This is a genomic window from Streptomyces sp. NPDC044003 (genome assembly GCF_056435185.1).
This window is the reverse complement of sequence record NZ_JBWKFA010000004.1, coordinates 278,285-296,338: the sequence shown is the minus strand read 5'-3', so window position 1 is coordinate 296,338 and position 18,054 is coordinate 278,285. Positions and strand designations below refer to the sequence as shown.

17 protein-coding genes and 1 tRNA gene are annotated in these 18,054 nt (G+C 72.1%); 10 read left to right on the top strand and 8 right to left on the bottom strand.

The features are described from left to right. Positions 1–27 precede the first annotated feature (27 nt). Both AC07AW_RS18470 and AC07AW_RS18465 read left to right on the top strand, forming a co-directional pair. A complete protein-coding gene (locus AC07AW_RS18470) occupies positions 28–630 on the top strand; it encodes a TetR/AcrR family transcriptional regulator (protein WP_478816531.1) in 603 nt (200 codons plus the stop codon). Between the two features lie 237 nt (positions 631–867). Then, positions 868–1,239: a DUF488 domain-containing protein gene (locus AC07AW_RS18465; RefSeq protein ID WP_478816530.1), complete on the top strand. Its 372-nt coding sequence runs from the start codon at positions 868–870 to the stop codon at positions 1,237–1,239. On the opposite strand, the gene AC07AW_RS18460 is transcribed toward AC07AW_RS18465, so the two are convergent. Beyond that, positions 1,225–1,728: a DUF309 domain-containing protein gene (locus AC07AW_RS18460; RefSeq protein WP_478816897.1), complete on the bottom strand. Its 504-nt coding sequence runs from the start codon at positions 1,726–1,728 to the stop codon at positions 1,225–1,227. The two genes, AC07AW_RS18465 and AC07AW_RS18460, sit on opposite strands and share 15 nt — an antisense overlap. A 263-nt stretch (positions 1,729–1,991) precedes the next feature. Between AC07AW_RS18460 and AC07AW_RS18455 the strand changes: the two genes are divergently transcribed. Together AC07AW_RS18455 and AC07AW_RS18450 are read left to right on the top strand one after the other, a co-directional pair. After that, positions 1,992–4,676: an ATP-binding protein gene (locus AC07AW_RS18455; protein WP_478816896.1), complete on the top strand. Its 2,685-nt coding sequence runs from the start codon at positions 1,992–1,994 to the stop codon at positions 4,674–4,676. A gap of 53 nt (positions 4,677–4,729) precedes the next feature. After that, positions 4,730–4,803 (top strand) — tRNA-Pro (locus AC07AW_RS18450). A gap of 294 nt (positions 4,804–5,097) precedes the next feature. On the opposite strand, the gene AC07AW_RS18445 is transcribed toward AC07AW_RS18450, so the two are convergent. Continuing rightward, a complete protein-coding gene (locus AC07AW_RS18445) occupies positions 5,098–6,048 on the bottom strand; it encodes a glycoside hydrolase family 16 protein (RefSeq protein WP_478816529.1) in 951 nt (316 codons plus the stop codon). Positions 6,049–6,399: 351 nt separating this feature from the next. On the opposite strand from AC07AW_RS18445, the gene AC07AW_RS18440 reads away from it, so the two are divergent. The 3 genes from AC07AW_RS18440 to AC07AW_RS18430 all read left to right on the top strand — a co-directional run bounded on the left by AC07AW_RS18440 (position 6,400) and on the right by AC07AW_RS18430 (position 10,201). After that, positions 6,400–6,636, top strand: coding sequence for a hypothetical protein (locus tag AC07AW_RS18440; RefSeq protein WP_478816528.1), 237 nt, complete (start codon positions 6,400–6,402; stop codon positions 6,634–6,636). Between the two features lie 233 nt (positions 6,637–6,869). After that, complete coding sequence (locus AC07AW_RS18435) at positions 6,870–8,945, top strand: bifunctional polysaccharide deacetylase/glycosyltransferase family 2 protein (protein WP_478816895.1); 2,076 nt, start codon at positions 6,870–6,872, stop codon at positions 8,943–8,945. Between the two features lie 2 nt (positions 8,946–8,947). Then, a complete protein-coding gene (locus tag AC07AW_RS18430) occupies positions 8,948–10,201 on the top strand; it encodes an acyltransferase family protein (RefSeq protein WP_478816527.1) in 1,254 nt (417 codons plus the stop codon). A gap of 120 nt (positions 10,202–10,321) precedes the next feature. Here AC07AW_RS18430 and AC07AW_RS18425 read toward each other — a convergent pair whose 3' ends face one another. The 3 genes from AC07AW_RS18425 to AC07AW_RS18415 form a co-directional block, all read right to left on the bottom strand. After that, positions 10,322–11,386, bottom strand: coding sequence for a ferritin-like domain-containing protein (locus tag AC07AW_RS18425; RefSeq protein ID WP_478816526.1), 1,065 nt, complete (start codon positions 11,384–11,386; stop codon positions 10,322–10,324). A gap of 170 nt (positions 11,387–11,556) precedes the next feature. Beyond that, positions 11,557–12,384 carry a hypothetical protein gene (locus AC07AW_RS18420; RefSeq protein ID WP_478816525.1) on the bottom strand — a complete coding sequence of 276 codons (828 nt, stop codon included), beginning with the start codon at positions 12,382–12,384 and terminating at the stop codon, positions 11,557–11,559. Positions 12,385–12,480: 96 nt separating this feature from the next. Continuing rightward, entirely contained in the window at positions 12,481–13,488 is a 1,008-nt protein-coding gene (locus AC07AW_RS18415) for an ABC transporter permease (RefSeq protein ID WP_478816524.1), read from the bottom strand. Positions 13,489–13,537: 49 nt separating this feature from the next. On the opposite strand from AC07AW_RS18415, the gene AC07AW_RS18410 reads away from it, so the two are divergent. Further along, the gene (locus AC07AW_RS18410) at positions 13,538–13,948 is read left to right on the top strand and encodes a molybdopterin dinucleotide binding domain-containing protein (RefSeq protein WP_478816523.1); all 411 of its coding nucleotides are present in this window, start codon (positions 13,538–13,540) and stop codon (positions 13,946–13,948) included. Positions 13,949–13,960: 12 nt separating this feature from the next. Here the strand turns inward: AC07AW_RS18410 and AC07AW_RS18405 are convergent, their stop codons facing one another. Further along, a complete protein-coding gene (locus AC07AW_RS18405; RefSeq protein ID WP_478816522.1) occupies positions 13,961–14,818 on the bottom strand; it encodes a universal stress protein in 858 nt (285 codons plus the stop codon). Continuing rightward, on the bottom strand, positions 14,815–15,495 hold the full coding sequence (locus AC07AW_RS18400; protein WP_478816521.1) for a CBS domain-containing protein: 681 nt from the start codon (positions 15,493–15,495) through the stop codon (positions 14,815–14,817). Before AC07AW_RS18400 ends, AC07AW_RS18405 begins: the two co-directional genes overlap by 4 nt. A 295-nt stretch (positions 15,496–15,790) precedes the next feature. Between AC07AW_RS18400 and AC07AW_RS18395 the strand changes: the two genes are divergently transcribed. Both AC07AW_RS18395 and AC07AW_RS18390 read left to right on the top strand, forming a co-directional pair. Continuing rightward, complete coding sequence (locus AC07AW_RS18395) at positions 15,791–16,717, top strand: universal stress protein (protein WP_478816520.1); 927 nt, start codon at positions 15,791–15,793, stop codon at positions 16,715–16,717. Continuing rightward, complete coding sequence (locus AC07AW_RS18390; protein WP_478816519.1) at positions 16,714–17,436, top strand: helix-turn-helix domain-containing protein; 723 nt, start codon at positions 16,714–16,716, stop codon at positions 17,434–17,436. The genes AC07AW_RS18395 and AC07AW_RS18390 overlap by 4 nt, the downstream gene beginning before the upstream one ends. A gap of 136 nt (positions 17,437–17,572) precedes the next feature. On the opposite strand, the gene AC07AW_RS18385 is transcribed toward AC07AW_RS18390, so the two are convergent. After that, the gene (locus tag AC07AW_RS18385) at positions 17,573–17,932 is read right to left on the bottom strand and encodes a universal stress protein (RefSeq protein WP_478816894.1); all 360 of its coding nucleotides are present in this window, start codon (positions 17,930–17,932) and stop codon (positions 17,573–17,575) included. Between the last annotated feature and the right edge of the window lie 122 nt (positions 17,933–18,054).

Here is an 18,054-nt window from a genome sequence, read left to right as displayed (position 1 = left end):
AGAGACAGAGGTGTCCGGGAGGGATCGATGTCCACACAAGCCGCGACCGCCGCCGCCCGTCGCAGCAAGATCACGCCGGAGCGCGAGACGGAGCTCTACGACGCCGTGCTCTGCCTCCTCCGCGAGGGCGGCTACGACTCGGTGACCATGGAGGGCGTCGCCGCCCGCACCAAGTGCGGCAAGGCCACCCTCTACCGGCAGTGGGGCACCAAGCCCCAGCTGGTCACCGCCGCGCTCGCCCAGCGCCGCTGCACCGTCTTCACCGGCATCGACACCGGCACCCTCGCCGGCGACCTGCGCGAGGCCGCCCGGATCGCCGCCTCCCGCCGCGAGCGGGACGCCGAGCTCATGGAGGCCGTCGCCCAGGCCTACATCCAGCACCCCGACCTGCGCGCCGCGCTCCGCGAGACCGTGATCGCCCCCGAGATCGCGGCCATCGACGCCGTCGTGGCGCGCGCGGTCGAGCGCGGCGAGGTCGACGCCGACAACCCGGCGATCGGATTCGTCGCGCCCTGCTTCATGGGCATGCTCCGTATCGAGCGGCTCTTCGAGGAGCGGTTCGCGGACGCCTCGACGATGCGGACCTTCGTCGACGCGGTCCTCCTCCCGGCCCTGGGCGTCAAGGGCTGAACCCGCCCTGGGCGCCGAGGGCTGAACCCGGCCCCTCGCGTCAGGTACTGAGTTCGGCCCTTCGTGTCGAGGGCTGAACCCGCCGGCCCCTCGCGTCGGGGACCCGGCTCGGCCACGCGTCGGAGGGCTGCGCTGGCCCTCGCGTCGGGGACCCGGCTCGGCCGCACGTACGCGGACTGGCCCCACCCCCGCGCGTCGGGTATGCCGAGACCCGTTCCCGTCCCGCACCCTGGAGGCATGGCCGCAAGCACCACCCCCGCCGTCCGTGTCCGCCGCGTCTACGAGGAGCCCTCACCCGACGACGGGGTGCGCGTCCTCGTCGACCGGCTCTGGCCGCGCGGCCTCAAGAAGACGGACGCCCACATCGACGAGTGGCCCAAGGCGCTCACCCCGTCCACCGAGCTCCGCCACTGGTACCACGGCCCCGAGGGCGAGTACGAGGAGTTCTGCCGCCGTTACGAGGCCGAACTCGACGCCCCGGACGCCGCCGCGGCCCTCGACCGGCTCCGGGACCTCGCCGCCCAGGAGACCGTCACCCTCCTGACCGCCGCGAAGGACCCGTCCGCGAGCCACACGTCCGTACTGCGGCGCGCACTAGAGCCGGCGTAGCCGGGGCGCCTCCGCGGCGGCGTCGAGCGAGCCCGCGCCCTCCGCACGGTCGGCCAACTCCCGCGCCCACACCACCAGTCCGCCGACATCGATCCCGTACGCACCGGGAACCGGGCTCCCGCCGGCGAGGCGGTCGGCGCCCCGGCGCAGCAGCCGGGCCCCGCCCGCCGTGTTGCCGCGGGCCGCGTGCGTCAGGCCGACGGCGAGCTGTGCGAGCCCCTGCCACAGGTCCCGCTCCGCCGCCGGGCCGGACTTCCAGGCGTCCTCGAAGACCTCGTGCGCATGGAAGGGCATCCCGGCGTCGAGCAGCCGCTGCGCCTCGCGCACGGTCTCGTCGGGCGCGCGGACGACCCCCTCGGGCTGCCGGGGCACGCCCTCCGCCCCGTACGGCAGCGGACGGCCGAGCCCGTCGCGCGGCCTGGCGCTGCGGGCACGCCCCTCCGCGTCGCGATCCCTGCCGCGCTCGTCGACCCGCGCAGCGTCCCGCACGCCGTCCGGCGCGCCGCCCTCCACCCGGTCCCGCGCGCCGTCGTCGTCACCCGTTGTCCGGTTCACCCGTCCATTGTCGCCCCTTGGGCGATCACGAGCGCTAGGCTCGTCTGTCCGGCGCTGTTCCGGTCCGCGCGGGTGGTGCCGGACGCGTCATACCAACAGTTCGTGTGGGGAGTGAGTCACCGGTGCCGACGGATCCCGAACAGTCGCCGCCCGCAACGCCGTTCGCATCGGGCGTCTCCGGCGCGGAGCGCGGCGGTCTGCTGGAGCGCGGCCCGGAGCTCGCCGCGGCCGCCCACGCCGTCGATGAACTCGTCGCCGGAGCCGCCGCGGGCGGCCGGGGACGCGGCGGGATACTCGTCTACCGGGGCGAGCCGGGCATAGGCAAGACCGCGCTCCTCGCCGAGATACACCGCACCGCCCGGGACCGCTGCACCGTCCTGACCGCCCGGGGCGGCGAGACCCTCACCTCCGTTCCCTTCCACCTCACCCGACAGCTTCTCCAGCCCGCGCTGGACGGCTTCGCCGCCGACGAGGTGCGGCAGCTCTTCGGCGACCACTTCGACCTCCTCGCGCCGGCCCTCGGACTCGCCGCGCCGTCCCTGGACGCGCCCGCCGACCCGCAGGGCGTGCTGCTGGGCCTCGCCCGGCTCCTGGACCGCCTCGCGGACCGGCTGCGGGACCGGCCCCCGGTACTGCTCGTGGACGACGTCCACTGGGCCGACGCCGAATCCCTGGCCTGGCTCGACGCGTTCACCCGGACCCGGCGCGACCGCCGGCTGCCGGTCCTCGTCGTTCTCGCCCACCGCCCGTTCGTGCGGGAGCCGCAGGGCCCCGGCGGGCACGCGACGCTCGCCGCGCTCGCGGACCGGGCCGTTCTCACCCTGGGCCTGCACGCCCTCACCTCGGGAGCCACCGCCGAGCTCGCCCGGGACGTGCTCGGCGGGCACGCGGACGAGCCGTTCTGCCGCGAACTGTGGACGGTCACCTCCGGAAACCCGTACGAGACGGTCGAGCTGCTCGCCAACGCCCGCGACCGGATGCTCGAACCCGTCGCCGGCTCCGCGGCCCTCCTCCGGGGCCTCGGCGCCGGAGCCCGGGGCGGCGGACTCGTCGCCCGCCTGGAGGAGCTCGGCTCCGGCCCGACCCGCCTCGCCTGGGCGACGGCGGTCCTCGGCACGGACAGCACGCCCGAGCTCCTCGAAGCCCTCACCGGCCTGAGCGCGAAGCAGGTCGCCGAGGACACCGAACTCCTGCGGGCCGCAAGGATCGTGACGGGGCCGACGACCGGCCGGAACAGGCTGGCCCTCGTGCCCGTCCCGCCCCTGGAGTTCGCGCATCCCCTCATCGCCACCGCCGTGTACGGCTCGGTGCCCCCGGGCGTACGGACCGCCCTGCACGGACGCGCCGCCTGGGCGCTCACCCAGGCGGGCCACGGACCGGCCGCCGTCTCCCGCCACCTCCTCGAAGTGCACCCCGACGACGACCAGGACGTCGTGAGCCGACTGCGGGCCGCCGCCGTCGAACACCTCGCCGTCGGAGCCCCCGACGCGGCCCGCCGCTGCCTGGAGCGGGCCCTCACCGAACCGCCCGGCCCCGACACGTACGCCAGGGTCCTGTACGAACTCGGCTGCGCCTCCCTGCTCACCGCGCCCGCCGCCACCGTCCGGCACCTGCGCTCCGCGCTCGACCTGCCCGGCCTCGACGACGAGCTGCGCATCGACGCGACGTTCCGGCTCACCCAGGCCCTCGCCCACAACAACGAGCTCCACGAGGCCGCGCGGGCCGCCGCCGTCGAATACGGCCGGACACCGCCCGGCACCGGCCGACGACGGCTCCAGGCCGCGCACTTCATGTACGAGGGGTTCCAGGCGGCCGAGGTCGACGGCCACGACCGCTCCCGCCGCCTCGCCGAGCTCACCGCCGGCTTCACCGGAGCCGACAACTCCGAACGGGCCCTCATCACCGTCCGCGGCTTCGACGCGATGATGCGCGGGGAACCCGCCACCGAGGTCGTACGGCTCTGCGACCTCGCCCTCGTCGAGGGCTCGCCCGCCCGGGGCCTCGGCTGGACCGACCCCGTCTGGGGCTTCGAGATCCCGGCCCTCACCGGCATCGCGTACGCGTTCGCCGACCGTCCCGACCGGGCGGAGGCCCTCTTCACCGAGGCGGTCCGCGCCTTCGAGATCTCCGGCTGGAGCGGCGCCCACCTCGCCTTCGCCCACACCCTCCTGGGCCTGGTCCACCGGCGCCGCGGCAATCTGCCCCTCGCCCAGCACCACCTGGAGGAGGGGCTCCGGCTCGCCGACCGCGTCGGCGACGGCCTCCCCGTCCACTGGGACACCGCCTGCCTCCTCGTCGACACCCTCGTCGCCCGGGGCCGTACCGCCGAGGCCCGCCTCGTCGCCGACCGGTACTCCTTCGGCCCGCCCTGGCCGGGCGCGATCGTGCTGCCCGACGGCCCGAGCGTCCTCGGCCGGCTCCTGCTCGCCGAAGGCCGTACCGAGGAAGCGGTCTCCACCCTGGAGGGCGCCGCAGAGGCCCTGACCGTCCGGGGCCGCCACCACATCGTCTGGGCCCCCTGGCCGCTCGACCTCGCCCGCGCCCTCGCGCCCACGGACCCGGACCGCGGGGCCCGGATCGCCCGTGAGGCCCTCACCCACGCGGAACGGCTCGGCACGCACACCGCCTTCGGCGAAGCCCTCCGCTGCCTGGCCCTCTTCGTCGACCCGCCGGAGTCCCAGCGGCTTCTCGAACGGGCCGTCGACCACCTCGCGGCGTCGCCGTCCCGCTACGAGGAAGCCCGCGCCCGCCTCGACCTCGCCCACGCCACCGGCTCGGCCACGACCCTCGCCGAAGCCACCGCCCTGGCCGCCACCTGCGGCGCCGACCTCCTCACCTCGGACGCTGTGACAGCCCGTGCGTCATCCCACCCTCCGGAGTGAGGTAATGTTTTCCCTGCACGGCGACGCGGGAGAAACCCCGCGGAGACGCGCATCGGGACGTGGCGCAGCTTGGTAGCGCACTTGACTGGGGGTCAAGGGGTCGCAGGTTCAAATCCTGTCGTCCCGACTTGAAAAAGTCGCAGGTCGAGGGGCCGTTTCAGAGAGATCTGAAACGGCCCCTCGGTCGTTTTCGGGGACCATGTGGGGACCAGCGCACGTGACCCGTACCTCCACGCCCCACACCGGAAGGCCGATCCGGCCGGGCCTCCGCGCGCGGCGGCAGCACGATGGTCGCGCCCACGGCGAAACCGAACTCGGCAGGCACGTCACGGGTGAAGCCCGCCGGCGGTCCTCCAGGCGCTGGGTGATCTCCCGTTCGGTGAGCGGCACGTTGAGGGGGACGACCGTGCGTCGGGTGGGGTCAGGACTTCGGGACGGTGTTGATGTAGTCGGTGCCGGTGCTGTGGAAGCCGTCCACCGTCTTCTGGACGTCCGCCCGGGAGACGGCCTCGTCGGCCTTGTAGTAGACCCAGTCGACCTTCATGTCCCAGATGCGCGGGCCACCGGTGAAGGGGAGGTCGATGAGCCAGTTGCTGAAGTGGATGTCCATCTGCTCGCGCGGGACGTACTTGCCGGAGCTGGTGAAGAGCTCCTTGCCGTCCAGGGAGTAGGTGACCTTTCCGTCCATGGCGGTGATCATCATGGTGTGCCAGCCCTCGAGGCGTCGCTCGAGGGTGTTGTGGACCCGGTCCGGCGGGTCGGCCCTGTACCAGCTGACGTTGTCGAGCTGCGGACCCACCGAACCCCAGCCGCCGTTCGGCAGGTACTCGAAGTCGAGTTCGCTGTAGTTCTCCGAGGAGTCCGAGGGGGAGATCGGGAAGAAGGTCTGGACGACGTGGTCGCCGTCGCGTCCGTTCGTGGGCTTGTCGCTGAGGTGGACCCGGGCGGCGTAGGTTCCCCTGAAGAAGTTCCGGCTCGTGGTCTGCACCTCGACCTGCGTGGTGCCCTGCTCGGTGCCGTCGGTGGAGGAGCGCAGTCGTAGGACCTTGCCCCCCTTGGCCGTCGGGTCGGAGGGGAAGGCGGCGCCGTCGGCGCTCCAGGTGTCCTTGATCCCCGGGCCGCCCCCGCCCGTACGGATCTCCCAGCCGTGCGCGGCGAGGGAAGGATCGTCGGCGCCGGTGTAGTTGAAGTTGTCGAACAGGGTTCCCGGCGGTCCGGTGGGAGTCGGCGAGGCGTCCCGCGCGGGCCCGGCGGCGTCGGTGCCCCCGCCGGTCGCGGGGTCGGCGGAACACGCGGCGAGTACGCACAGGAGGGCGGGCAGCGTGAGCGCGGTCCACGCTCGGCGACGAGAGGTGCGGCGGGGCTGGCTCACACAGGCTCCTTGGGGCGTAGAGGCGGTGACTGGACACGCCCGTTGCATGCGGATCCACCGCTGATCGCATGAATCGAGCGGTCATCCTAGCGAAGGATTCAAGCCATCCCGCCTCGTGTTCGCGACCCGGCCACCCAAGGGTCGGAAGGCGCCCGTTGAGGTACCGATCCGGTTACGACCTTCGATCGGACTGTGTCAAATACGCACATCACGCCCCAATCAATTCAGGTCATGCGCTACGGTCCGCTCTACGCTTCAGCGGTCTCCGCACCCTGCACAAAAAGGCCACAAGTCATGCGCAACGTCGCCACATACTCCGGGCGTGGATCGGTCCACTCGACGCAGCCCGGCGTGGCTGAATCGCGCCAGGGGGAGCCTGCTCCGGCGCCGGTGTTCGTCGACCAGTCGGGTCTGCGCAGCCGTCTGCTGCGGCGCTTCGGCTGGCCTGTCTCCGTGGTCGGCGCGATCCTGGCGGCCGCCATGGGCGGCAGCCTGATCGGCATGCAGTCGGACGCCCCGGCGATGGGGATACCGCCGAAGCCCTCGTACCTGCCCGCCAGCGGCCCCTTGTCACCCTCCTGGCCCTAGAGGGCGCGGTCTGCGACACCGCACCCGAAAAGTTCGGCGATCACGCCGAACACCGCGACATTCCCTGACATGCCGCGACCGTCGTGCCGCCCGGAGCAACGCCTGCGGGCCGGCCGAGCGTGCCTGATCGTCCGCACCACCCATCTCCAGGAGCGCCCTTGTCCCGCCACCAGCGTCGTCGGCAGTCCCTGCTGAGGCCGCGTCGACTGGCTGCGCCGCCGCTGCGCTTCTTCATGCCGCTGTCCCTGCTGGCCTGCCTGCTCGCGCTCCTCGTCCTGCGCGGCCTCGCCACCAACGAGGCGTTCCACGACACCCGGATCGCGACCTCGGTCGACAAGACGACCGTGCCGGAGAACCTGCTCAAGGGCGGCCCGATCATCGATGCGCGCGGCACCAAGAACGAGCACCCGGTGAGTTATCGGATCCCCGACCACACCGTGGTCCTGAGCTTCGACGACGGCCCCTCGCCGGAGTGGACCCCGAAGATCCTGGACGTGCTCGCGGCCCACAACGTCCGCGCAGACTTCTTCGTGACCGGCGCGATGACCACGCGTCACCCGGAGCTGATCCGGCAGATCGTCGCGGGCGGCCACGAGATCGGCGTGCACACCTTCACCCATCCCGATCTGGCGTACCAGTCCCACGCCCGGATCAGCTGGGAGCTGGCCCAGACGCAACTGGCGCTGGCCGGCGTCGCGGGCGTCCACAGCGCGCTGTTCCGCCCGCCGTACTCCTCCGACGCCTCGGCGCTCGACGACTGGAACTACCCGGTGATCAAGTACGTGGGTTCCCACGGCTACCTCACCGCGTTCATCGACCGCGACACCGACGACTGGAAGCGTCCTGGCGTCGACGAGATCGTCAAGGCGGCGATGCCGCGCAGGCCCGGCGCGGGCGAGCTGGTCCTGCTGCACGACGCGGGTGGCGACCGTACCGAGACCATCGCCGCGCTCGAGCAGATCATCGTGAAGCTGCAGGGCGAGGGGTACCGGTTCGCCACCGTCTCCGAGGCGCTCGGCGCCACCAACGGCACCGTGCCGGTGCACGGCTACCAGCTGTGGGCGGGCAAGTGCTTCATCTGGGCCAGCAAGGCCGCCGTGCTCACCCTGCCGGTGCTGGTCGCGCTGCTGGCCGTCGTCGGCTTCCTCAACTTCGGCCGGTTCGCGCTGATGCTCGTCCTCGCACCGCTCCACGCCCGGCGCTCCCGGCGGCGGGACGCGTGGGGGCCACCCGTCACCGAGCCGGTCACCGTTCTCGTCCCGGCCTACAACGAGCGCGAGTGCATCGCGAACACCCTCAACTCCCTGATCGCCAGTGACCATCCGATCGAAGTGATCGTCATCGACGACGGCTCCACGGACGGCACCGCGGACATCGTCGAGGAGATGAACCTGCCGTTCGTCCGGCTGATCCGCAAGGTCAACGGCGGCAAGTCCAGCGCGCTCAACGCCGGCATCGCGGCCGCGTCGCACGACATCATCGTGATGATGGACGGCGACACCGTCTTCGAGCCGTCCACCGTGCGCGAGCTGGTCCAGCCCTTCGGCGACAGAGGGATCGGCGCGGTCGCGGGCAACGCCAAGGTCGGCAACCGCGACAGCCTGATCGGCGCCTGGCAGCACATCGAGTACGTCCTCGGCCACAACCTGGACCGCCGGATGTACGACATGCTCAACGTCATCCCGACCATCCCCGGCGCGGTCGGCGCCTTCCGCAGGGAAGCCCTGCAGCGGGTCGGCGGGATGAGCGACGACACCCTCGCCGAGGACACCGACATCACCATGGCGGTGCTCTGCGACGGCTGGCGGATCGTCTACGCCGAGCGCGCCCGCGCCTGGACCGAGGCCCCCGCCAGCATCCAGCAGCTCTGGTCCCAGCGGTACCGCTGGAGCTACGGCAGCATGCAGGCGATGTGGAAGCACCGGCGCGCCGTGACCTCCCGGGGTCCGGCCGGGCGCTTCGGCCGGATCGGGCTGCCCCTCGTCGTGCTGTTCGGCGTGGTCGCCCCGCTGCTCGCGCCGCTCGTCGACATGTTCCTGTTGTACGGCGTGCTGTTCGCGGACGCCCCGATCACCCTCGCCAGCTGGGGCGGCTTCATCCTGCTCCAGGCCGTGCTGTCCTGGTACGCCTTCCGGCTCGACGGCGAGAAGCCCCTGCATCTGATCAGCCTGCCGATCCAGCAACTGGTCTACCGGCAGCTGATGTACATCGTCCTGTTGCAGTCCACGATCACGGCGCTGACCGGTGGCCGACTGCGCTGGCAGAAGCTCCGGCGCACCGGCGAGGTCGCCGCACCAGTGGAGGCCTGACCATGACCGCGTCCTTCGAGTTCGGGGGAGCCCAGGACACCGTCCGGCTGAGGATCCCCGCCGCTCTGCGACGGGAGCCGGAGCCGGAGCCGTCGGCGCCGTCCCCGCGCAAGGGCGGCCGGGATCGCTATCTCGACCTGCTGCGCGCGCTGGCGCTGGTGCGCGTGGTGCTCTACCACAACTTCGGCTGGTTCTGGCTGCCCATCGTCTTCCCGTCGATGGGTGTGATGTTCGCGCTGGCCGGGTCGCTGATGGCACGCTCGCTCAGCCGTCCCGCCCTGGGCGTCATCCGGGGCCGTCTGCGTCGGCTGCTGCCGCCGATGTGGCTGTTCGGCGCGGTCATGCTCACCCTCGAGATCGTCGACGGCTGGGGGCCCGCGGCCGAGGGACATCCCGACTGGTGGTGGGGCAAGCTGCTGTTCTGGCTCGTGCCGCTGAGCACTCCGCCGTACGCCGAATCACTGAACGGTTTCGACCATCTTGTGGGGCAGGGCTGGGCGGTGCAGGTCATCGTCCCGCTCTGGTACCTCCGCGCGTACCTCTGGTACGTCCTGCTCTCACCGTTGATGCTGTGGGCGCTGCGGCGGATGCCGGTGGTGACGCTGGCCGCGCCGCTCGCGCTGGCGATCGTCATGAACACGTTCTTCATCGACCAGGAGTTCGTCTACAGCCGGGTCTGGGAGACCGTCAGCGACTTCGCCACCTTCGGCTCCTGCTGGATCCTCGGCATGGCTCACCAGGAGGGCCTGCTCAAGAAGCTCCCCCAGTACATCGTGCCGTCCGTCGCGCCGCTGATCATGGTGGCCGGCTGGTGGTACCTGCAGACCCGACCGGTCGATCCGACCGTGCCCACCGACATCGAGAGCTGGCCGATAGCCCAGGCCCTGTGGTCCTTCGGCTTCGTCGCCGTCCTGCTCCACGTCAGTCCCTCCTGGGAACAGTGGCCCCGACCGCTGGAACGCTGGAACGGCCTGATCAGCCTGCTCAACGCACGCGCTGTCAGCGTCTACCTCTGGCACGAGGCCGCGTTGGTGGCCGCCATCCCGCTGATCGACCCCCTCTGGTCCGTCGACTTCTTCTACGAACACTTCCAGTGGCTGCTGACCAGCCAGTGGTTTCCGCTGATGGTGGCGATCCCACTCATCGGACTGCTGGTGCTGACCTTCGGCTGGGTCGAGGACGTGGCCGCGAAGCGCTCTCCGCGGCTCTTCCCGTACCCGCGCCGCGTGCGGGGCAGGCGCCGGGCCGGCGCCTGACGCGGGCCGCCCGCACCGCAGACGTGCAGGGACGGCAGGCACCTCCGGGGTGAGCGTGTCGGAGGGCAGTCCGAGCGCCTGGGATCGTCGCCGTTCTCCGCTCGCGGACGCGCGCACTCGTCAGGGAGTCACGTAGCGGAACTCCGGTCCGTAGTTCGTGCCGCCGACGGGGAGCGGGCGTGCCATCAGCTGTTGTGCGGGGTCCTGCAGGAGCGGCATCTGGTCGATCGCCTCGAACAGCAGCCCCTCCGCCTCGCCCTCGTCGGTCCGCGTCCACGCGCCCTGCAGCAGGCTCAGCAGCTTGCTGTACGCCGCGTTGAAGTCGTCGAGGAGCTGGATCGTCCCGGCGTCGGGTGCGGAAGGTCCTGTGCGGGGCCAGCCGCCGGCGGGAACGATCCCCATCGGCAGGGCGTTCGGCATCGGGATCTCCGCTCCCGTGAACTCGAACTTCCCGGTGTCGGGGTTCTTCCTGAGCCTGCGCTTGTGGAAGATCTCCCGGAAGGCGTAGTAGTGGGCCAACTCTCCCGCCGCCCCGGGGTGCGGGTTCTCGGGCGAGGCGGATGTGCCCTCGCCCTGTTCCTTGATCACGCCGATGGCCTTCTCCACCGCGGCGAGCGTGGTGAGGGGCACGACGGGGTTCCCCGCGCCGTGACCGAAGTGCAGGGTCAACTGCCGGGCGCCGGTGATCCGCTCCGGGTGTGCACGGAACGCCTCGAGGAGCGCGGTGTAGAAGGCCCCGATCGACACGTGCGGCGCCGCGTCCCTCGCGAGTGGCTCGTCCGGCTGCTCGATGAGGGAGTACATCTCCGCCGCGTCCGTCGTCAGCCCGCTGAGGAAGACCTTGAGTCCGGGCCGCACGCCTCCCGGCAGTGGCCCCGGATACGCCGGCAGCACCGACGGGTCGTCGAGCACGGGAGTCCCGCCGAGCGTGGTGAGCAGGTTGCACGCCAGACCGAAGTGCGACATCTCGTCGAAGACGATCTCGCGCAGCGTGCGGTGGACGGAGCCGTCCCCGGTCGACGTGTCGATCGACCACATGCCGCACAGATACGGGGGGAGCGTGGCGAGTTCCAGCAGGATCGCCTGCTGAGCCGCGTCCCGCATCCAGTCGGCGTCACGCCGTTCCGCGGGCTGCTCCATCAGTTCGACGATGCGGTTGCCTCGGGCATGCACAAGCGCGTTCACCACCGGTCTCCTTCCGGCCGAGCCCTACCCGTCTTCGAGTGCGCCCGCGTCGCGTCACTCCGCCGTCACTGCCCGGCAGGACCGGGACGGTGAGGCCGTCGGTCCGGCCGCGTCAGGGTGCGAGACGGTCGGAGCCGGGGGCGCACTCGGTTGCGCCGGGTGCCGTTCTTTCACCACTGGTACATGTACTGGCGCCACGTGCCGTGCCAGCCCGTGCCGTAGTGCGTCCACGAGTCGGAATCGAAGAGCGCCACGTGACCGCCCCAGTACACGCTCTCGTCGAGCTGGAAGACGGCCCACCATCCTGTGTGCGGCGTCGGGGTGGAACTCGTGCGCACCGCTTTCGACGCGAACCAGGACCACATGTTCCGCGCTCTGACGGGACGGCGGGCGTAGGTGTTGCACCGGGCTTTGATGTGCGGGTTGGCGGTGGAGAGTTCCGTGTATCCCGCGCGGATGAACGCGTCCGAGAGGAAGTGGGCACAGTTGTTGGCGTAGGCGTCGCCGCCGATGCAGTGGTTCGTCCAGTGGTCGCCCACGGTGGACAGGGGCGGTGCGAGCACCCGGGGCCGGGCCGCCTGTGCCGATTCCACGCCCGTCGCCGCGTAGCGCGGCGCCCCCGGCACCTCGATGGCCGGTGGAGGGGCCATGAGCTCCATCGCTTCGGCGCTCGTGGTTCCGGCCGGCCCGCCTGCCGGCCTCGGCTCTCCCGGCACGGCGGGGCTCGTGGGCGGTGCGATGTTCTCCATGGCGGCCATGAAGGCGCCCTGTGTCTCACCGGCGCGCATCCGGTCCAGACGGAATACGGGGGCACCCTCCCGCACGTACACCCTGATCCGGTCCTCGCCGATGGTCTCCCGGTCCATGATGTCGGATTTGGCGAAGGAGTACACACAGTCGCCGGACTCGACGATCAGGAGGTTTCCCGGGATGTTGCCGTCATCGCGGCTGTAGCCCTCGAAGGCGACGGTGGAGTCACGTCTCGATGCCCGGTCCATCAGTGAAGTGAGGTCGTTCTGTTGACCTTTCATCATGTTCTCGGCCACTTTTGTTCGCCTCCAGTGTGCGGGCACACGGTGGTCGGCATTCGTCTTTCAGCGTGTACCCCGGGCCCTGCTCGCGCCACTCGTGGAGGGGTGGCCCGTCGCGCCAAATGTGGTTGCGAGACTTACCATTGAAGGCGTCTGTGGCCGTCGCAGCCCACATGCGCACGCTGTCATTCGGTCACGCGGACCGCCAGGGCCGGGCGGATGGCGGCCGCACGGCGTGCCGGGCCGATCGTGGCCAGGAGCGACGCGGCGAAGGTGGCTGCGGCGAGACCGAGGATGCTGGTCCATTCGACCGGGAATCCTCCTTCGAGGCCCTCGAACGCCGCGCTGTTGCCGTACATCAGCCAGGTTGGTGAGCACGCCGAGGAGGGATCCGAGGACGATGCCCTCCACGGCGATGAAGGCGCTCTCCGCGAGGAAGGACCGCTGGACGGTCCGTGCCCGGAAGCCGAGGGCCCGCAGGATTCCGATGGTCCGCCTGCGTTCGCGTACGGCCCGGACCATGACGACGCCGAGGCCGGTGATGCCCACGCCGAGGCCCAGGGCGAGGAAGCCCTGCATGAGACGGAAGAAGGCGGTGCTGGAGTCGAACTGGCGGCGGATGTCCGACTCGATGGGCGTGGCCACCAGGCTGGCCGAGAGCTGCTCGCCCTGGAGTCGGGTCGCCAGCGCGTCCGGGGAGGTTCCGGGGCTGGTTCTCACCAGCGCGGAGGCGTTCTGTGCCTGGGTGCCGAAGAGTTCGCGCGTCGCCTGTTCGCTCGACACGACGGGGTAGGTGGTCGAACTGGCACCGGTGCCGGGGTAGAAGACCATCCCGTTGCTCAGCACGCCCGCGATGACCTTCTGTTCGCTGCGGCCCGTGCGGGGATCCGTCAGGGTGAGGGTGTCGCCGGGGTCGTAGTAGTCGCCGGCGGGGCCGCCGGTGCTGCCGAAGAAGCCGTCGAGGACGACGTAACGGGGGTCGGAGGCGAGCGCGTGCCAGACCGCGGCGTCGTTCGTCAGGCCGGGCAGCCGCTCCCGGAACGTGATGCCGGTGATCGCCCCGTCGGGCACGCCGACGACGGCCGTGTCCAGCTGCTGGGGGGTGCGGTGTCCCGGATCGGTGGCCCGCCCCGTGGCGCCCTTCCTGCCGCCCGGCGAGGAGCCGGACCGGGACTATCCGCTGCTGCTCGTCACCGGGCGCCGTTGGACCCACTACAACTCCGGGAGCATGACCCGACGCGGCGGCAACCTCCTTCTCGACGCGTACGAGCGCCTGGACCTGACCCCGGAGGACGCCGCCCGGTTCGGTGTCCGGGACGGCACCCCGGTCACCGTCGAGAGCCGCCATGGACAGGCACGGCTCGTCGCCCGCGTCGGGACGGAACTCGCCCCCGGGCAGGTCTTCTGCGCGTTCCACTTCCCGGCCGGCGGCGTCAACTCCCTCACCTCGGAGCACGCCGACGCCGTGACCTCATGCCCGGAGTACAAGGTCACGGCGGTACGGCTGCGGCCGACGGCGTCCGGCGACTGACCGGCCCCCGACTCAGGTGTGGGGTACGAGAGCCACCGGAACGGGGCTGTGGTGCAGCACCGCGTGGGCCACGCTGCCGATGCGCGCGCCGAGGGTGGAACGGCGGGTACGCCGGCCGACCACCATGAGCGCGGCGTCCCCGGCGGCCCGGACCAGTTCGAGGCCGGCCGATCCGACCACCACCCGCGCGGCCGCCTCGACCTCGGGGTACTTCGCGCGCCAGGGATCGAGGAGGTCCTCCAGCGAGCGCTCGATCTCCGGGGCCACGGCAGGGCGGATGTCCGGGACCATGGCGGGTCCCAGTCCCGCGAACAGCGGAAGCTGCTCCGCGTACACGGCATGCACCGGGGACCGACGCCGGGCGGCCTCCTCGAAGGCGAAGCCCAGGACGGCGTCCACGGGCTGCCGCACATCGGTCCCCACCAGGACGGGGCCCTTCGGCGTGGCCGCCCCGCCGCCCGCCCGTACCAGGACGACAGGCCGCTCGACGGCACCGGCGACCGTCAGGCCGACCGAGCCGATCAGATAGCCGGCCACGCTGCCGAGGGCCCGTGAGCCGAGGACCAGCAGCTCGCCCTCGTCGGACGCGGCGAGGAGACCCGGCACGGGACCCGCGGGCAGCAGACGGGTGGTCACCGACAGGCCGGGATGACGCTCGCGCAGCCCATCGGCGACGCCCTCCATCATCTCCCCGGCCCACGCGTCCTCGGACTCCCGTGGCACGAGCGACACCACGGCCGCGGTCACCGGTTCCTTCGCGTACACCAGATCCACGCCGGTGCCGCGCAACAGGGCCTCCTCGGCCGCCCACTCCGCGGCCGCCTTCGCCTGCTCCGTGCCGTCCAGGCCGACCACGATGCTCCGCGTCATGACCGTCCACCTCCTTGTCGGGTGTCGTCGACGTCGTAGCCGAGGCGGGTGGCGGAGACCGAGACCACGCCGTCGACGGTCGCGCACATGCGCTCGATCGCCGGGATCATGCGCCGGAAGGGAAGGCTCCCGCCGAGCTCCACCCGGCCGTCGCGCACCTCGACGGTGAGCGCGGCCGGTTCGAGACGCAGTGTTTCGCCGAGCACGTCCTCGACGATCTCCCGGCGGATGTCGTCGTCCTCACGGAGAAAGACGCCCAGCAGGTCGCGGCGGCTCACGATGCCCACCGGCCGGTCCTCGCCGTCGACCACGACGAGCCGCTTGACCCGCTGGACCTCCATCAGCCGCGCCGCCTCCGCCACGGTCCAGTCCGGGCGGGCGCACACGGCGGGTGCGGACATCAGCTCCTCGGCCCGTGTCCCCTCGGCCTTCTCCCGCTCCCACGCCTCCAGGTCCGGAACGGCCGGCAGGCCGTCCGGTGCGGCGGCCCGGTCGGCGGTCTTGCGCAGCAGATCCCCCTCCGACACGACCCCGACCACCCGGCCGTCACCGCCCACGACGGGAACAGCGGTCACCCGGTGCTGCGTGAGCACGCGGACGATCTCCTTGAACGGGGTGTCGCCGCGGACGCTCACCACGTCACGCGTCATCAGCCGGTCGATCCTCCGGTGACGCATCACCTTCTCCTTCCGTGCGCGGACGCACCCGCCCCGGGCCACCGGCCGAGCGGCGCGGCCGTTCGCGCGGCCCCGGCAGCTCTCACCCTGCTGCGTGGAGACCGCCCCGGGGCAGTGCCGAACGGTCCCCTTCCGGGACTGTTGGCCCCTATGAGGGTCCGGGACACTCCGGTGTTCCCGGGGGACCGGACACCACCACGCCGCCTCCACGTGTGCCGCGGGCGAGCCGTGCCCGGGGCCGACCGGCCCTACCCGGCCACCCCCGCTCGGTGCGAGCGTGGCAGCAGGACACCTCATGACCTGGAAGGCGGTGGGCACGATGGAGTCGCCCCTGGTGGTAGCAGTCGACGGGTCCGATGCCAGCCTCGCGGCCCTGGACTGGGCCGTCGACGAGGCGGTACGGCATGCGCTTCCCCTGCGCATCGTCCATGCCTCGCTGTGGGAGCGGTACGAGGGCGTCGTGCCGGCCTGGAGCACGGACCGGCCCTCCGGCCAGGTCTTGGCCGAGAACATCGTCGGTACCGCTGCCGAACGCGCCCGGCGCCGCGCACCCGCCCTCACCCTCACCACGGACGTCATCGCCGAGGACGCGTCCACCGCGCTGCTCAGGGAGGGACGGGAGAGCGCGATGCTCGTCGTCGGGTCCCGCGGGCGCGGCGGTATCGCCGAGCTCCTGCTCGGATCCGTCAGCCTCGTGGTGGCCGCCCGGGCACACGGCCCGGTGGTCGTCGTCAGAGGGGACCGGCACGCCCTGGAGGCACGCCACGGGCGTGTCCTGCTCGGCATCGGAGAGAACGACGTGGACGCGCCGGCCGTACGGTTCGCCTTCCGCGAGGCGGCGGTCCGGGACGCGGAACTCGATGTCGTCCGCGCCTGGCGACAGCCGGCACACGGACCGGCCGACCACCTGCTGATGCGGCGCGCCGGGGCCGCCTACTTCGCGGAGGAGTCCTCCGAGCTGCTCGAGAAGGCCCTTGAGGCCGCCGCGTCCGAACATCCCCAGGTGCGTCTGCGCAGGAGCTCGGTCGAGGGCCCCGCCCACAAGGTGCTCACCGAACGCTCCGCCGCCGCCGACCTCCTGGTCATCGGGGCACGGCGGCGGGACGGGCTCGTCGGTCTGGAGCTCGGCAGGGTCGCCCACCGCGCCCTGCACCACGCCTCGTGTCCGGTCGCCGTCGTGCCGCAGCGGCGTGCGGAGAGCACGGAGGGAGACGGGTCATGAACACGGCTGATGAGCGGCACGCCCCGCACGCCACGAGCGACCTGGGCCGCCGCGTCGCGGCCAGGCGTGCCCGGCTCGGTCTGTCCTGGGAGGACGTGGCCGAACGGACCGGCTCCACCCCCGGCTACATCGCCTCCGTGGAGGAACGCCTGCCCACACCTGGGATCGAGTTCCTCGTCCGTCTCGCGAACGCCCTGGAGACGACCGTCCAGGACCTCGCCGGGTACACGGCGGACCTTGCGCCCGGTGGCGCCCGCGCCGGACGCGGGGCGCGAATGGAGGAGATCGGCGAGGCCGAATGCTGGGAGCTGATCGACGGCCACGGCGTCGGCCGGGTCGCCGTCGAAGGGCCGGAGGGTCTGGCGGTCTTCCCCGTGAACTACCAGGTCGTCGACGGGGAGATCGCCTTCATGACCGCGGCGGACTCGTCCCTCGCGCGTGCCTCGGCGTCCGGCGCGGAGGTCGCCTTCGAGGAGGACCGCCTGGACGAAGTCTTCAGCCAGGGCTGGAGCGTCCTCTTCGTCGGTCCGGTACGCACGGTGTCGGACGAGAACGGGGTACGGAGGATCAAGAGCGCCGTTCACTCGGCGCCGTGGGCGGGGGACGGGCGGGACACCGTCGTCACGCTCTCGCCGCGCCGGGTGACCGGACGGCGCGTCGTGGTGCCGGGCGCGCCCGGAACGCCGCCCGGAGCAGGTGGCGCGATCGCCGAGGAGTGAGCACGTGAGCCGTGGCGGGGCCCGACCCGCACGGACGGGCACCGGCCGGCCGCGCGCCGCGCGACAGCAGGATTCGCCGCCCCGAGGCACCTGCACACCGGAGTCGTCACCGTCGTCCGCCTGCCGAGGGCGACGCTCACGGCAGGGGAACGACGGCGACCGGCGCGGGGCTGTGGTGGATGACCGCGTGGGCGACGTGGCCCAGATGCGGGCCGACGGGGACCCTCCGGTTCCGGCGTCCCACGATGACGAGCTGCGCGGTCCGTGCCGTGTCGACCAGCTGGTACGCGGCCGAGCCCACCACTGTCCGGGCCGTCACGTCGACGCCCGCGTACCGCCTCCGCCACGGTTCCAGCAGGTCGTCGAGGCCTCCGTGGAGGTGGCTGCCCGGCTCCTCGACGGCCGCGTAGCCGTACGAGGCGGGCAGCGTCCAGCTGTGCAGGAACCGCAGCGGCAGACCCCTGCGCGCGGCTTCGTTGAACGAGAAAGCGAGCAGGGCTTCGCACGGGTGGTGCTGGCCGCTCGCCCCCGCCGGCAGGGGCCGGGCAGGTCGCGATGGGGACCGAACGGCCCATCCCGCGAAGGACCGCCGCGGTGACAGCGTGGGAGGTGTCGCCC